The 16,781-nt window shown below is 39.6% G+C and carries 10 protein-coding genes; 3 read left to right on the top strand and 7 right to left on the bottom strand.

The window, feature by feature from the left end; all coding sequences use genetic code 11:
* Nucleotides 1-5: 5 nt before the first annotated feature.
* The 7 genes from Q4D72_RS00480 to Q4D72_RS00450 form a co-directional block, all read right to left on the bottom strand.
* Nucleotides 6-1,607: a RagB/SusD family nutrient uptake outer membrane protein gene (locus tag Q4D72_RS00480; protein ID WP_303075443.1), complete on the bottom strand. Its 1,602-nt coding sequence runs from the start codon at nucleotides 1,605-1,607 to the stop codon at nucleotides 6-8.
* 5 nt (nucleotides 1,608-1,612) lie between these two features.
* A complete protein-coding gene (locus Q4D72_RS00475; RefSeq protein WP_303075442.1) occupies nucleotides 1,613-4,723 on the bottom strand; it encodes a SusC/RagA family TonB-linked outer membrane protein in 3,111 nt (1,036 codons plus the stop codon).
* Between the two features lie 646 nt (nucleotides 4,724-5,369).
* Nucleotides 5,370-5,492, bottom strand: a complete 123-nt coding sequence (locus Q4D72_RS00470; protein ID WP_303075441.1) for a hypothetical protein — start codon at nucleotides 5,490-5,492, stop codon at nucleotides 5,370-5,372.
* A gap of 355 nt (nucleotides 5,493-5,847) precedes the next feature.
* Complete coding sequence (locus tag Q4D72_RS00465; protein WP_303075440.1) at nucleotides 5,848-7,998, bottom strand: DPP IV N-terminal domain-containing protein; 2,151 nt, start codon at nucleotides 7,996-7,998, stop codon at nucleotides 5,848-5,850.
* Between the two features lie 36 nt (nucleotides 7,999-8,034).
* The gene (locus tag Q4D72_RS00460; RefSeq protein ID WP_303075439.1) at nucleotides 8,035-8,340 is read right to left on the bottom strand and encodes a DUF6787 family protein; all 306 of its coding nucleotides are present in this window, start codon (nucleotides 8,338-8,340) and stop codon (nucleotides 8,035-8,037) included.
* Between the two features lie 8 nt (nucleotides 8,341-8,348).
* Nucleotides 8,349-9,248 (bottom strand): NAD kinase, encoded by a 900-nt coding sequence (locus Q4D72_RS00455; protein ID WP_303075438.1) that lies wholly within the window; start codon nucleotides 9,246-9,248, stop codon nucleotides 8,349-8,351.
* A 27-nt stretch (nucleotides 9,249-9,275) separates the two neighbouring features.
* Nucleotides 9,276-9,932, bottom strand: a complete 657-nt coding sequence (locus tag Q4D72_RS00450; RefSeq protein WP_303075437.1) for a CBS domain-containing protein — start codon at nucleotides 9,930-9,932, stop codon at nucleotides 9,276-9,278.
* Nucleotides 9,933-10,260: 328 nt separating this feature from the next.
* Here Q4D72_RS00450 and gldJ point away from each other — a divergent pair, with 328 nt between their 5' ends.
* The 3 genes from gldJ (at nucleotide 10,261) to Q4D72_RS00435 (ending at nucleotide 16,780) form a co-directional block, all read left to right on the top strand.
* A complete protein-coding gene (gene gldJ / locus Q4D72_RS00445; RefSeq protein ID WP_303075435.1) occupies nucleotides 10,261-11,922 on the top strand; it encodes a gliding motility lipoprotein GldJ in 1,662 nt (553 codons plus the stop codon).
* Between the two features lie 88 nt (nucleotides 11,923-12,010).
* Nucleotides 12,011-13,297: a UDP-N-acetylmuramoyl-tripeptide--D-alanyl-D-alanine ligase gene (gene murF / locus Q4D72_RS00440; RefSeq protein WP_303075434.1), complete on the top strand. Its 1,287-nt coding sequence runs from the start codon at nucleotides 12,011-12,013 to the stop codon at nucleotides 13,295-13,297.
* Nucleotides 13,298-13,495: 198 nt separating this feature from the next.
* A complete protein-coding gene (locus Q4D72_RS00435) occupies nucleotides 13,496-16,780 on the top strand; it encodes a DUF2723 domain-containing protein (protein WP_303075433.1) in 3,285 nt (1,094 codons plus the stop codon).
* Nucleotide 16,781 lies beyond the last annotated feature (1 nt).

Below are 16,781 nucleotides of genomic sequence, written 5' to 3'. Positions count from 1 at the left end.
GCAATTTATTTTTTATCCCACCAAACTTTTGTCCCGCCTGTGTTAGGACCACCTAATAATTCAAGAGCTTTGTTTAAATTAGCTCGTTGTTCTGCTGAAAGACCTGATTCAGGATATTTCATCCGTCTAACGCCTTCTTGTGAAGAAATTTCGCCCGTGCTTCTGTTTTGCCTTACCGGATGCAATTTCGGGTATCCGGTTCTTCGATATTCACTCCAAGCTTCTTGTCCGTTGGGGTATAGGGCAATCCATTTTTGTGTGATTATTTTTTCGAGTTTTTCCTCATTGCTGCCTTCCCATCGGGCAGTGGCGGTAGTTGGGGCATCGTTGCTTCCCCAACGTCTGCTGTTGGAGTCATATTTTGCGGGTTGTTTACCCGAATTTAAATAACTATCCACATCAGAAGTGATTTGATTTTCTTCAAAAGACATTTGCACGCCTTGTCTGTAAAAATCTTCCGCATTGCCTCCCATATTCCAGCCCAATAAGGCTCCTTCGGCTCGTAAAAAACAAACCTCAGAGGCTCGTAACCAATAAGTAGGAGTTTCTTTCTCAATATTAGGGATGGAGAATAATTTCCAAGATTCACTTTTATTGCCGTATCCGGTAGGGATAGCTTGGTATTTCTCACCGGTAAAATCAACCTCTTGTGCATAAGGGCTTGTGCTTGGTTTAAAATAAGCCGGCAGGCGAGGGTCTTGATAGCCTACCAAATAAGAAAACATAGACGATCCCATTCGGGTTTCGGCATACTGATTGGCACAAGTTTCAATGTTATTGATAAATACAGAACCGGCTCCTTTCGCCATTTTTGCCTCGTCAGTTTTTAAGATGATGACTCCTATGGGGTGATTAACCGCTTGTTCGGCATATTTTTGAGCTTTAACGGCATCGGCGTAACGAATGCGCATTGCCAAGCGCAACATCAGTGAATTGGCGTATTTCACCCATTGTTTGACATCACCGGCATATACGGCATCGTACTGGGCAAAGAGTTTTGTACCTTGTTCGGCTTTATTGGTTAACACGTTGATGGCTTCTGTTAAATCATCAAAAAAATACTGATATACATCTTGTTGGCTGTCGTAAGGAACAACAAAGAGCGCCTCTCCCGCTTGTTTGTAAGGAATGGGGCCGAACATATCAGTGGTTTTGTGCCAAGCTGAAATTTTTAAAATTTGAGCCAGTGCAAATGCTTCCGGAAAGTCTGATTTTTGAGCTTCTTCTTTTACAGCGCTCCACAAGGGTAACATTTCAGTGTATGAACTTGCATATGAGGCTTTATTCCAGCCTTCTATCAAAAAGTAGGTAGTGTTGTTTGTACCACCGTTCCAGTCTTGGTTTTGTGCGAAGTAACCGCTCCAAGTATCGGCTGCCAAGTGGTATGCTATTTGGTATTTATTGACAATGTCTGTGCCATCGGCTTGTGTGCCCACCGGAGTTACACGCGTTTGCATTGCTGTTATTTTTGAACCGATGGCGATTCCGTCGGTTTTTCCCATTTTTGGGGTAATTCCGAATTTATCGGTATTTATTTCCTCAAACTTACTACACGATATTAGCGTTAATATCGCAACAGTGCTTATAATATTTTTACGAATCTTCATAATTGTTATAATTTTACTTTGAGACTAAAACCAAGGCTTTGTAAACTTGGTTGCATAAAATAATCATTTCCTTGCCCGTATGTTGCAGTTGAAGGCGTTAGTTCGGGGTCAAAAGGAGCTTTGTTGTAAATCATCCAAAGGTTGCTGGATATTAAAGAAACGGTTAGTTCGTTTATTTTGTTTTGGAACCAATTTTTAGGGAAGGTAAAACTCAAAGAAGCTTCTTGTAGGCGTATGTTTGTAGCATCGTATGTGTAATATCCTGCCAGCGCGGTTTCTCCACTTCCTATAAGTTCATAATATTTTTTGGCGTCGTATTTTCCTTGGCTGCCCAGTATAACGCCTCCGTTATCTCTTGCAAGGGCTGATGTTTCTGACACGCCAAATCTGTTAAGAACAGCCTGTGTGGAAGAGGTAACAACACCGCCAAAACGCCCGCTGATTAAAAGGTTTAGGCTAAAATTTTTGTATCTGAATGAGTTGCTCCATCCGATAGTGTAATCGGGGGTTGTTTTGCCTAACAACACCGGAGGGGTGTTTTCCAAACTTAATTCACCACTTTCAGGAATGTAAATGAACCCTTGATTGTCTTTCTTCAAAAATTTGGAAGCGTAAATGTCACTGATACTTCCTCCTTCTTTGAGAATAGTTCTGCCATTGTCTTTGCTTACTTCGCTTATGTTGAATGGATTAGGGCTGATGCTATGTTTGTAATTTTTGACCATTTCTTTGATTTCATTTTTGTTGTGCGTAAATGAAACCGAAGAGCTTACGCTAAAATCATTGAATTCTTTACGATAGCCCAAACTCATTTCAATACCTTGGTTTTGTACATTTCCGGCTTGTAAATAAATTTCTTTAAATCCGGTACTTTCCGGAAGTGAGGCTTTGAATGTTTGATTGTATGTATTTGAAAGGTAATATGTTATGTCAAGCGAAAAATTCCTCAAAAATCGGGTGTTCAAACCCCATTCAAACGAGCGTGTGCGTTCGGCTTTAAAATCAGAATATGGGTATATGTCATCCGGCTGTAAAACACCACCTTTTATTTTTTGCGTGATGGTTCCGGGTGTTCTGCCTGACCACGCAATTGGAGAGGCTACCTCAGTGTATGAATTTCGCACTTTTAAGAAAGATATAAATTCAGGCATTTTAATCATTTCTGAAAGAATTGCCGAAACACCCATTGACGGATAAAAATATGACTCTTCGGCTGAATTTACCAAACGTGAATCCCATTCATTGCGCCCTGTGAAAGTCAAAAAAAGCATATTTTTGTATCCGAATTCTAAGTTGGCAAAAACCGCCACGTTTCGTTTAGCGGCATCGCCTTTGTCTTCTGAAATTTTTCCTTCCGAAGGATTTATGTTTTGGATGGAAAACAAATTCGGAACCAATAGTAAATTGCCGCCATATCCTCGTTCAACAGCTTCATAATCAGAAAAACTACCGCCGGCATTAATCGAATAGCCAAACTCATCAAAACGCCGATTAATCGTAGCGATGACATCTGAGTACAATTGATAGTCTTTAAATTCGGAATAATCATAACGACCTTTTGATTTTGCAAATTTTTCATCGGAAGAGGCATATAATTTTCGTTCAAAACCAATATATGACCTGTCGGTACGCACTCGTGCAGCAATGTTAAACCAGTCCGCAATTTTGTAGGTTAAGCCGGCATTGAACACAAAACGATCTTTGTTGTTCAGTGCTAAGTTTCGGTAAGCTGTCCAATACGGATTTTGAGGTGCAAAGACCCCCTCGTTAATAGGCCAATATTGCACAGGAAGATTCCTGTTGAGGTCATATCGTTCAAAAGTTTTTATTTTCTCAAAATCCTCTCCTCTTGGGTACAAGTAGGCGGCAACGATGGGGTTCCAGTACTCACCTTGTGAAACCATATTTTGGTCTTTTTGCTTGATGTATGAAGCCCCTAAATCCAGCTGTACTTTGTCATTGAAAAATGTAGATGTATTTCGGATAGTGACGTTGAATCGGTCGTAGGTGTTGTTGGGTACAATACCGGCAGAATTTGTTGAGGCCACTGAAGCAAATGTTTGATTTTGTTGCGTGCCGGTTGATAAGGTGAGGGAGTTGATGTAGTTCGCTCCCGTGAGGAAGAAATCTTTGGCAGGGTCATAACTGCTCGGGGTGGCTAATTTATCTCCCCAACTGGCGTATTCACCTTTTCTGTTTGCGTATGTGTTTTGAAATTTAGGCAAGATAAAAGGCTGACTAAATTCTGCTGAGGTTGAGTAAGTTATTTGTAATTTACCCTCTTTTCCTTTTTTTGTATTGATTAAGATAACACCGTTTGCCGCACTGCTGCCATAAAGGGCTGCTGCCGAAGGCCCGCTTAAAATCGAAATGCTTTCAATGTCTTCCGGATTAAAATCGGCAATGCCTTCACTGCCCACTTTTCCTTCGCCTTTGATGCCACTATCATCGCCTATTTTGGTGTTAAAAAGTGGAATGCCATCCACTACGTATAAAACGGCATTGTTCCCTTCAATTGATTTTTCGCCACGCATCACAACACGCGTTGCTCCACCAACTCCCGAAGCACTTTTGTTTATGCTTACTCCGGCAACCTTGCCGCTTAGGCTGTTTACAAAATTGGCGTTTTTAATTTTGTTTAGTTCTTCGGTTTTTACTTGTTGCACATTGTAGCTCAGAGCTTTTTCTTCACGTTTGATACCCAAAGCCGTAACCACAACTTGCTCCAACTCTTGTGCTTGTTCTTGCAGTACAATCGTTATGTCATTACGAGATTCTGTTACCTGTAAGGTTTGTTCTTTGAAGCCGATGTATGAAAAAATCAATTCGTTTTTGTCGGAAGGCATATGAATCTCAAATTTTCCGTCAAAATCAGAAACCACCCCAATGTTGGTTCCTTTGACCACAATATTGACCCCCATCAAAGGGACTCCTGCCGAATCGGTAATCAAGCCCGCTGCCTTTTTGGTTTGCTGCTGTTTGACATTGTGCCAAGCATCGTTCCGTAAACTTTCAGATTTGCTGAAAGCTGAATTTGTCCAGAAACTAAATGAAAATAAGATAAGTGCAACCCATTTTACTTCTTTCCATTTAAATTCTACTGATGAATTTACCATAGTTCAGTTGATTTTTATTATTTGTAACTTATTTTTTATACCTAATTAAAGATTTTCTGTTTAGCTACTTTGAAATAAAGTAAAGTAAATATGATACAAAAGTACGAAATATTAAATGAAAACACAAATTTTAGAAATAAAAACAAAACTTAATATTAACTTTAGGAAAGAAATAATTTCTAAAAAATGATGTTTGATGTTATGTAGTGTATGTGTATAGCGGAAAATCAGAATGTTTTTATGTAAATTTTTCTTTTTGTTGGCTATATTTTTTAAATGTAACTAACCCAAGATTGTTTATTGTCCTAATTCCCCTTTTGAAGGGGGTAGGGAAATGTAAATTTTAAAAAGATATCTTCCCTGTACTTGCCTCACACATCCTGCTTTCGCAGGCTTTCTCCTTCAAAGGAGGATTGTATAGAGCGACAATTTAAATTGAATTAGCTATAAACGTTGTGTTTTTGAGCCTGTGAGAAGAAGTTTTAGTTAGGGCTTGAAAGAAAAAGTACACAAAAAAATCCGTTACAATAAAAATCGTAACGGAAATTCATTTTTGTTCGTACACAATTCAGCACCTCGTCTTTTTTTGTGATGAGGAGCTAACTGTTTTGTGTTTTACTAATTACTTTTGTTGATTGACCCTGTTTTACCAAGCAAACCCGTTATGGGCGACGTACACACCGATGAGCGTCCCTATTAAAAGAGCCATCAGGCAGAGTATCAAAATCACATTCAGATTCGTGTGAATCATTTTCTTTATCTCTTCCATATCTGAAAATTTTAGGTTACAAGTAAGTTAAGAGGCGCTAACCACTTATCTTTTGCCAAAGATATAAATTTTTTTTGGAATAATCCTATTTTTTGTTGAGATATTTTTTTCTGTTTGCGATTTTTTACTTTCGTGTTTTTTGTCTTTAAAGTTTTGAGCTGTTGTAAATTTACTATTTTAATAATTTTTAGCTGTTTTTTCGGAATAGAATTTGATGATAACAATGAAAAACACAAAAATAACCAATACCTATTTTTTTGATTTTTTTAAGAAATTATTCGATGATTTTATTGCAAAAAAAATATCCGTTTGTGGAAAACAAAACGGATATTTCTTTTTGATACGGATTTAAAATTTAATGATTGTTTGCCTTTATGTATTCCAAAATACGGATAATTAAGTTAGCTCGGTCTTGCCCACCCACGTTGTGAGCGTGCATCGGGTAAAGTGAAAAATCAACCAGTAGTTTTTTGGAAATAGATTCTTGGATGAGGCTCAGCGCGTGTTGCGGCACTACCACATCATCAATACTTCCGTGAATGAATAAAAGTTTGCCTTTCAGGTTGTTAAGATATTTGCCCACACGACTGTTTTCATAGCCTTCCGGATTGCTTTCGGGGGTGTCCATATAACGTTCGCCGTACATAATTTCATAAAATTTCCAATCGGTAACGGCGCCTCCCGCCACAGCGGTAGTAAACACATCGGGGTGGCGCAACATCAGGCTTGAAGCCATAAAACCGCCAAAACTCCAGCCGTGAACGGCGATTCTTGACCTATCAACATATTGTAGTGATTTTACGTATTCAATGCCTTTGAGTTGGTCGGCTATTTCCGTATCGCCAAGCTGCCGGTGAATGATGCTTTCAAAGGCAAATCCGCGATTGGCACTTCCTTGATTGTCAAGGGTAAAAACGATATAATTTTCATTTTCAGCAAAAATAGGTTGCCAAAGATATGAGCCGCCTAACCACGAATTGGTAACCAATTGTGCGTGTGGCCCACCGTAGACGTACACCAAAACGGGATATTTTCGGGCGGGATTGAAATTCTCGGGTTTGTGAATTTTCCCGTACAATGTAGTTCCGTTATCGGCTTTTATTTCAATGAGTTCAGTGGTTCCTACGGCAATTCCGTTAAGCGGATTTTTTGCCGTTAGGATATTTTTTCGCCAGTTGGATTCAGTGTTTGCAATGTCAATAACATTGGGAATGGTAACGCTACTGTACGCATCGATTAAAAACTTACCATCGTGTGAAAGTTGCGTTTGGTGCGTGCCGGCAACGGGGGTTAATTGGGTTATTTTTTTAGGTCGGTTGATTTCAATTTTATAGGTATGCGTTTCGCGCGGATCAGGACCTGTTCCTGAAATAAAAACGTATTTTCCTTTGGTATCAAAACCTAAAATGTCCTGTACAACCCACTTAAAATTAGTGAGTTGCTTGATAAGTTTTCCGCTTAGGTTATAGTGATAGATGTTGGTAAATCCGTTGCGTTCACTCAACCATAAAAATTCGTCTTTTTTGTTGGGTAAGAAAAATGCACCGTGTTCAGGTTCAACCCATTTGCTGTTTTTTTCTTCAAAAAGCGTATTTACTTTTTTTCCGGTCATAACATCGTATCGGTTCACCCAGTAATGGTTTTGATCACGATTTATTTCGGCTACCAAAACGTATTGCTCGTCGGGTGTCCACGAGAGGTTGGTCAGGTAATGCTCGTCATCGGTGTTGATGTCTAAATAAATGGTTTTCTTTGTTTTAGTGTCAAAAATACCGATAGAAGCCCGCTCACTTTTTTGCCCTGCCATCGGGTATTTTATAATTTTTGAAGTAGCCGGAACGGTGTTGATGTCCACCAACGGATAATCGGTTACGTAGGTTTCATCTTTTTGATAAAACGCCAAAAAATTTCCTTTGGGCGACCAAAACGTACCTTTTTTGATGCCAAATTCACTGCGATGAATGGCTTTCCCTGCCACAATATTGGCATCGGCGTTATTGGTAACGGCAATATCCTCGCCGTTCATCGTTACAAAAAGGTTGTTCTCAACGGTGTAGGCAACGAATTGGCGTTTTTTGTTATAGTCTTTATTCTCGGCTTCTTTCGGAACAGAAATAGAGCGTAAGTTCTTGTTATTTAGGTAGTCATAAATATGAAAACCGTCATTCAGTTCAAAAACCATTTCCCGTTCGTTAATGTGTGTAAGCGAGGGAAGATACTGCAATTGCGGATAAACACCAACCATTTCTTGCCCGGTTACGGATCTAACTTTCTGTCCGTCAGCCGAAAATATTTCAAAAGACGACCGATTGCTGTAAACGTATTGATGCGTGTTGTCAATCCATTGCAAGCCGTACAAGTTTTCGGGATACAAAAGTTTGTAGCCTTGTTCGGTGCTTGGGTCGGCATAATATCCGAAAACGGCATCTTGAATAGAAATTTTTTTCTCTTGCCCCCACAGAAGCAAGTTGCTGATTGTCAGTAAAAATAATGCATATTTTTTCATTGAATAACGATGTTAAAATTAATTGTTTTATGATGATTAACTATGTTCTTTTTTCTTGGGGCGGATGCCCAACATTTTCTTTTCAAAAGCCCAGAAAAAACGAAATTGTCCCAGTAAACTCCCTACAATCAGCAAGATAAGTTGATAGATGGGCAAGATGATGAGCAAGCGTAAAATCCAAGCTAAAACGGGATTTAAGTTGTTGAAATCCAGTCCGATATAATCACAGAATGGACGTGATACTTTTGCCGAAAGCGAACCCGTGATGGTAAAAGTAAGCAAAATAAGCCAAAGTTGTGTGTTTGATGTTACGTTCCAGCGTTTTTTTAGTTTTTCAAGCATATTTAAAATCATTGCGGGTTATTGGGGCGGTTACGATTGTCTTCGCCCCATAAAAGTTTGTTTCTGAGTGTTTTAATAAAGCTTTCGTTTTCAAGCCGTATCATTTTAATTGAAAAATCGGCTTTGCGCACGATGATGGCAGTTTTGTTGGACAGGGTTTCGATGCGTGAATCGAGCGACACGAAATATTTTTTTTCCCGCCCCGAAACGGTGAGTTTGATTTCGGTGTCATCGGAAATGACCAAAGGTCGGGCGTTTAAGTTATGCGGGGCAATGGGCGTGATGACAAAGTTTTTTGACTCGGGTGTGATGACAGGACCGCCACAACTCAGCGAGTAACCCGTTGAACCCGTGGGAGTTGATATAATCAGTCCGTCAGCCCAGTATGAGGTTAAAAATTCGCCGTTTAGTTCGGTGTTGATGGTAATCATCGAAGCCGTATTTTTTCGGGTAACGGTAATTTCATTTAGGGCAAAATTAATATCGCTGATGGCTTGCCGCTCATTGCTTGTAATTATTTCAATAACAGAGCGTTCAGATATGTTGTAGGCTTTTGAGCGCAACAGTTGCAAGGTGTGTTTTATCTCGTCCTTTTGTGCCATTGCCAAAAAACCCAGTCGCCCCACGTTTATCCCCAAAATAGGAATATTTAAATTCCGAACAAAGGTAATGGCGCGCAAAATCGTCCCGTCGCCACCAATGGTAAGCATCACATCGAACGACGGGTCAAGGTCTGAAAATTTGGAAAATGAGCGAACGTTTTCATACTCAGGAAGTTTAGTTTTTAGTTCTTCCAGAAAATGTTGTTCTATATATATGGTGTCGCCACTTTGAAAGTTTGCGTGCAAGTCAGCAAGCACTTTTCGGTAGCTTTCGGAATACTGTTGGGCGTAAATGGCAATTTTCATACAAATTGGCGACTAAGTTCTTGTTTATTAGATGCTTAAAAATTTATCGAAATAGGCTGATTTTTCTTTGAGTTCCTGCAAATAAAGGTCGTCTTTCTTATCCAGCAAAATGGTGTATCCGTATCGGCGGAAAGTTTGCAAAATTTCACTCAATGATTGTGTGTTGATTTTCAGTGCAATGCGCACTTTTCCGTTGGCATAGTCCGAAACGAAAATCCCCAACGATTTAGCGCGGTTTGATTCCACAATTTGGGTAATTTCACTAAACGAATAGGCATCTTGATTTTTTTCAAGCACGATAAAATTTCCCGTTTCTTTTAAAAAAGGCGTGTCGGCAAACAAATGGATAAAATCAACTAACTGATAATAACCTACATAGTTGTTATTCCCGTCCAATACCGGAATTATGTTGCTGTCGTGTTTCACAAAAAGTTCCATCACTTCTTCCCATTGCATATAGCTATGAGCAAAAAACACATCAATTTCGTAATGCAAATCGGCTATGTTTTCGTTATTTTCGGCAGAAAAAACCGTTTCTTTGGATAACATTCCTAAAAAATATGTGCCATCAAGCACCGGAACGTGCGAAAGATGCCTCGTTTCAAACAGCATTTTCACCTCGCTTACCAAAGAAGACGGCGTAACGGTGATTAAATCGGTTTTTAAAGAATTGTGAATTGACATCGCAGCTTCATTTTTTTGCAAATTAATTAAATTAATTTGAGAAAAAGGTTATAAATCCCAAGTTTTTTTCAAAATCAAGGCTATTTTTGCGGTGATTTTGGTGTAAAAATGCTATTGAAAATGTTAATTTTTTTTATAAAATCATATTAAAATTTCTTTAATATTTTTATGGGGTTGTTATGTTATTTGTCTGTTATTTAGTGATTTATACGTATTTTGTTTTTTTGCTTTTCATAGAATAGCGTTAAAATATTATTAGGGTGTAGTTTTATTATGGAAAGTTTTGCTATCTTGCACCCGAAATTTTTATGCTAACAATAGGTTTACTATGAAGAATAATTTATTTAAAATTTTTGTTGCGGTAACCGTTTTTTCAGGATTATTTTTGGCAAGTTGTGGAAAAAAATCCGATAAAAATATTTCAAACGCAACAGGATGGAAAATCAATTCAAAAGAGGGTGGCTTTCAGTACAATACTGACTTTAAAGAGCAGGAAGCCGCGCCTGGGCTTGTGATGATTGAAGGGGGAACCTTTACGATGGGACAAGTTCAAGACAACGTGATGCACGAGTGGAACAACGTTCCGTCGCAACAACACGTACAATCATTTTATATGGATGAAACTGAGGTTACCAATAAAATGTATATGGAGTACTTGGATTGGTTGAAGCAAGTTTTTCCGCCCGACCAAGAGCAGTATAGAAATATATACGTAGGAGCGCTTCCCGATACGTTGGTTTGGAGAAGTTCGTTGGGCTTTAACGAGTCAATGGTAACCAACTATTTGCGTCATCCTGCGTATGCCGAGTATCCGGTGGTGGGAGTGAATTGGGTGCAAGCCGTTCAGTTCAGCGTTTGGCGTACCGACCGTGTGAACGAAGCCATTTTGGAAAAATCAGGATATTTGAATAAAGGTACACGTTATCAAGTAGATGCTGAAAGTACATTCAGTACCGATGCTTATTTGAATACACCTTCAAATTCATATGGAGGAAGAGTAAGCGAGTTTGCCGGAGCCAAAGCTGTTACCAAAGAAGGCGAGCCTACCTATGCCAAACATACAAGCGGTATTTTGATGCCTGAGTACAGACTTCCTACCGAAGTAGAGTGGGAGTATGCGGCCAAATCACTTAGCGGAATACGTGAGTACAATAACATTCGCGGGCGAAAAAAATATCCTTGGGACGGCGCTTATACGCGTTCAACCCGAAGAGCTACGCGAGGCGACCAATTGGCTAACTTCAAACAAGGAAAGGGAGATTACGGCGGGCTGGCCGGCTGGTCTGACGATAAAGGAGATATCACCGTGGCTGTTAAAACCTATCCGCCCAATGATTTCGGGTTGTATGATATGGCAGGAAACGTAGCCGAGTGGGTAGCCGATGTTTATCGTCCCATTGTTGATGGTGATGAAAGTGATTTTAACTACTATCGTGGTAACGTGTATATGAAACACTCTATCGGTGAAGACGGTAAGCAAGTAGTGGTTACTGCCGATAACGTTAAGTATGACACGCTTAGCAACGGAAAAATCATTGCGCGTAACCTTCCCGGAAACTTGGCAACCGTGCCGGTTGACGAAAACGAAACCTATTTGCGTTATAACTTTACACGAAGCGATAACCGTAGTTTCTTAGATGGTGATAGAGCTTCATCGCGAGATTATCGCGGTAGCCGAAACGAATTAAGCCAAGAAGGTGATGAAAAAGATTACCGAAACACGATGTATAACGCGCCGAAACACCAAATTGAAAAAGATTCAATGGGGCTCAATCGTAAGTTTGATAAATCAAACGAGCGTACAACTCTTATTGATGACGAGGTTCGTGTGTACAAAGGAGGTTCGTGGAGAGACCGTGTTTTCTGGATTGACCCTTCACAACGAAGATATTTACCGCAATACATCGCTACCGACTACATCGGATTTAGAAATGCGATGAGCCGAGTAGGTTCAAAATCTTCAAAACGAAATAAAACTCCAAAAGGATAAAATAATATTTTTAAGTAATATCAAAAAACTCTGTGGATGTAAATCTACGGAGTTTTTTTGATAATCGGAAGCGAATAATAAATGTGTTATGCATAACTTGTATGAGAAATTTTTAAGTGGTTCGGGGGTTTGTACCGATAGCCGTAACGTGAGTCAGGGAAGCATTTATTTTGCCCTTAAAGGTGCTTCGTTTGACGGGAATAAATTTGCTGAAGAAGCCTTACAAAAGGGGGCGTCATTTGCTGTGATTGATAATCCGGAATACCAATCGTCTGATAGAATGTTGTTAGTAGATGATGCGCTTGTGGCGTTGCAACAATTGGCAACCTATCATCGGCAGCAACTCAAAACCTTGGTTGTGGCCATTACGGGCAGTAACGGGAAAACCACCACCAAAGAACTTATGAGTGCGGTGCTTTCCGAGTCGTTTCAGGTGGTGGCAACACACGGAAATCTCAATAATCATATCGGAGTTCCACTTACATTGCTCGCCATAAAACCCGAAACGGATATTGCCATCGTGGAAATGGGCGCCAATCACCCCGGTGAAATTGCTCTTTTATGTGAGATTGCCCAACCCGATTACGGATACATAACAAGTATCGGAAAGGCACATCTGGAAGGTTTTGGCGGTCTTGAAGGGGTAATGAAAACAAAGTCAGAGCTTTATGATTATCTCAAAAAACATCAAAAAACGATTATTTACAATGCCGATGATGTGCTTCAAACGGAATTGCTTTCGGGTTATTCCAATGTGTACACTTTTGGAAGCGGACAAGGTGTGAACGTTCCGATGGCGTATAAACAAGCCTCTGTGGCGACCTTGTTTTTTGGAGAAGGTGCTGAACGAGAGTTGATAACGTCAAACTTAACAGGAAGTTACAACAATGCGAATATCGCTGCGGCTGTGGCGTTGGGCAGGTTTTTTAAACTTGCACCGCAAACTATTCGGCGCGGAATTGAAAAATATGTGCCAGCCAACAACCGAAGCCAAATTGTGCGCAAAGGGAGTAACACGCTGTTACTTGACGCTTACAACGCAAACCCAAGCAGTATGGCAGCTGCAATTCAAAATATGGTATCAACACCTGATTTTCAAAAAAAAGTGCTTGTTTTGGGTGATATGTTTGAGCTTGGCGATTATGCCGATGCTGAACATCAGGCTGTTGTAAATCTGGTGGAAAAACATCTGTGGGAGGCTGTGTTTTTAATTGGGGAAAATTTTGCCAAAACCAAGCACAAATATGCTGTGTTTCCGTCATTTGAGGCGTTTAAAGATGTCTTTGACAGTAGTGTTTTTGCTGATTGTTTGTTCCTCATCAAAGGTTCTCGCGGAATGGCATTAGAACGGGTATTACCTCTTTTTGAAGGGTAAACGAACTAAAATTAAGCAGGAAAATTGTATTTTTCAGGGTTGAAAATTGCTATATTTCCCAAAAAAAATAATTTTTGTAAGTCGTGAATTATAAATTTTTAGTATATTCGCACTTTTAAAAGTTTAAGACGGAAATGTGGCAGAGTTCACGCCAAAAACCGCCCGTTGCCGTTGATTTATCACTTCAAAATAACGCAAATGACAGATAAAGACTTCAAAAAATATGACCTGATTGTGGGTTGGGTGGCTTTTGCCATTGCATTAGTAACCTACGGACTTACTGTTGAACCGACTGTAAGCTTCTGGGACTGTGGGGAATATATTTCAACATCGGCAAAATTGGAGGTAGGACATCCGCCGGGGGCGCCTTTTTTTCAGATGGTCGGTGCATTTTTTGCGTTTTTTGCTCCAAGTGCCGATAAAGTGGCGCTGTTTGTGAACTATATGTCGGTTTTTTCGAGTGCGTTCACGATTCTGTTTCTTTATTTCATTATCACGAATTTAACCAAAAAATTGGCTCTTAAAGATGCTGAAAATCAATCGCTCAGTGTGTATCAAGCGGTTGCGGTTTTGGGCAGCGGCTTTGTAGGGGCGCTGGCATATACGTTTTCGGATAGTTTTTGGTTCAATGCCGTTGAAGCCGAAGTGTATGCAATGGCGATGCTTTTTATGTCGGCAATGTTTTGGTTAGGCATCAAATGGACAGATAATTTGCATACTGAACGTGGTGATAAGTGGTTGCTTTTGATTTCATTAGTAGTAGGACTTTCGTTTGGGGTACATTTTATGGCGCTTTTAACCATTCCTGCCATCGGGATGTTGTATTTTTTCAATAGCAATTTCAAAAAAAATATAAAGAATTTTATAATAGCCAATGTAATTTCAGTAGCAGTTTTATTGTTGATTTTCAAGTTAATACTTCCGTATACGTTGGCATACTTCGGTTATCTGGAAGTGTTTTTTGTAAACTCGGTGGGTTTGCCTTTTAATTCCGGAACCATCATTGCGGCACTTTCGGTAGTGGCATTCTTTTTCTTTGCCTTGCGCTACACGTACCGAAATAATAAAACTCATTTACAGACCATTACACTTTGTGTGTTGTTCGTGCTGATTGGATTTTCATCGTGGTTGATGATTCCTATTCGTGCCAATGCCAATGTGGTTATCAACGAAAACAGCCCCACTGATGCGCGTTTGCTTTTGGCGTATTATAAATTAGAACAATATCCTGAAACACATCTATTTTACGGACCGATGTTTTCGGAAAAATATGCCGGTTTAGATGAAGAAAATCCGTATAAAGACGGAAAGCCTAAGTACGAGCGTGATTATAAGCAAAATAAGTATATTGTTGTAAATCACTATCAAAATTCGGTGCCGAATCCCAATCCTAAGCAAGTGGGGTTTTTGCCCCGTATGTGGAGTGAAGCTCACGCAGCTAACTATATGATGCTCACCAATTATCTTGATTTTTCAATCAAACCTGAGTATTTTTCAAACAAGGAATTGTATCAAGCTATTGGCGAGTTTAAAAAACAGGTGCAAGCAGGCAGGGTAAGTCCTAATGAGTATGACCGTTTTTTGTCGCGATTTTCTGAATATTTAGAGGTTCAAAAACCTTCTTTTTATGATAATATGAAGTATATGCTCTCGTATCAAATGGGGTATATGTACTTCCGTTATTTTATGTGGAATTTTGCAGGAAGGCAAGACGATATTCAAGGCAAAATGCAAGATGACCACGGTAATTGGCTCAGTGGCATTACGTTTCTTGATGAATTACGACTTGGTTCACAAGAAAATTTACCTTCAGATGTGCTTAACAACAAAGCACGCAACACGTATTTTTTCCTGCCGTTACTTTTGGGGCTTATCGGATTGATTTTTATGCTTTTACGTAGCGAACAAAAAACGTGGGTGGTGTTCGTGCTGTTTATGTTTACCGGTTTGGCTTTGAAAGTATATCTCAACGAAAGACCGTTTGAGCCACGCGAACGTGATTACGCCTTGGTGGGTTCGTTTTTCACCTTTGCCATTTGGATAGGAGTGGGTGTCTTTGCCCTGTTTGATATTTTGAAGCAGTACGTAACTCCTAAAATAGCAGTACCATTAACCGTTTGTGTAACGCTTCTGGCTGTACCTACATTGATGGCATATCAAAACTGGGACGACCACGACCGTTCGGGTAAATATTCGGCACAGGCGATTGCACACGCCTATTTGGATTCGGTTCAGGAGGATGTTGGGGCTATGATTTTTACCATTGGCGATAATGATACTTTTTTACTATGGTATGCTCAGGAAATTGAGGGCTATCGTACCGATGTGCGAACCATCAATACCAGCTTGTTGCAAACGGATTGGTATATTGACCAAATGAAACGCAAGGCGTATGAAAGCGACCCGATTCCGTCACAATTGGTTCATAGTCAATATGCTTATGGAGTTCGTGATGTAGTTCAGTTTGTTAAAAAAACTGAAAACGTATGGCAGGTTAAAGATTTGATAAACTGGATTGCCAGTGATGACCCCAACACAAAACTCGTATTTGAAGACGGCAGAACGATGTATTACTTCCCGACCAATAAAATCCGCATTCCGGTTAATAAAGAGAATGTATTGAAAAGCGGAGTGGTAAAACCCGAAGATGCCCATTTGATGGTGGATTATATTGACATTAAACTGCCTTCGTATGTTGGTAAAAATCAATTGATAATGCTTGACATTATTGCCAACAATAACTGGGAGCGACCCATTTATTTTACCGGTGGAAGCCTTGACCCGCAAGAGTACATCTGGATGCAAGATTATTTGCAGCTTGATGGGTTGGCTTACAAACTCGTTCCGATAAAAACACCCGTTGCGAAAAATTCAGCTGAAATGGGGCGTATTGACAGTGAGTTGATGTACAATATTGTAACCCGCTGGAAATGGGGCAATATGGGCAGTTCAAAAATTTATCACGATATTGAAACGCGTCGTAATAGCATTACTTTCAGAGGAAATTTAGCGCGCTTGGCTGAGCAACTCATTGAGGAACAGAAGCCTGAAAAAGCAAAAAACATTCTTGATTTGGCAATGAAAAATATGCCGCAGGAGCATTACGAATATTATTTTTCGTTAGACCCTTATGTAACAGGATATTACAAGGTGGGTGAACCGAAAAAGGCACGTGAATTGGCATTGAAAAACATCAAAAAATACCAAGAAGAACTGAATTATTACGTTCAGCTTTCGCCTAATGAAATTTTTAGACAATATGCCAATGTGGAATATGTTATAAGTCGTTATATGGGCTTATTGGTTGATATTGAGTCATTTGATAAAGATTTTTATCAAGAACAAAAGCAATTGCTCAAAAAGATAATATCTCCGTTTTTAAGCGAGGACGAATTTGATGAATACGAAGGAATGACCGAAGATTCGTTATCGGTTGAAAATAAATCGGTTCAAGATACGGTTGATACTCTTTTAAAGGAATAAT

It is taken from the genome of Capnocytophaga sp., assembly GCF_030532915.1.
In the GTDB taxonomy this organism is placed as follows: Bacteria; Bacteroidota; Bacteroidia; order Flavobacteriales; family Flavobacteriaceae; genus Capnocytophaga.
The sequence above is the reverse complement of the archived record's forward strand: the minus strand, read 5'-3'. Positions and strand labels throughout refer to the sequence as shown.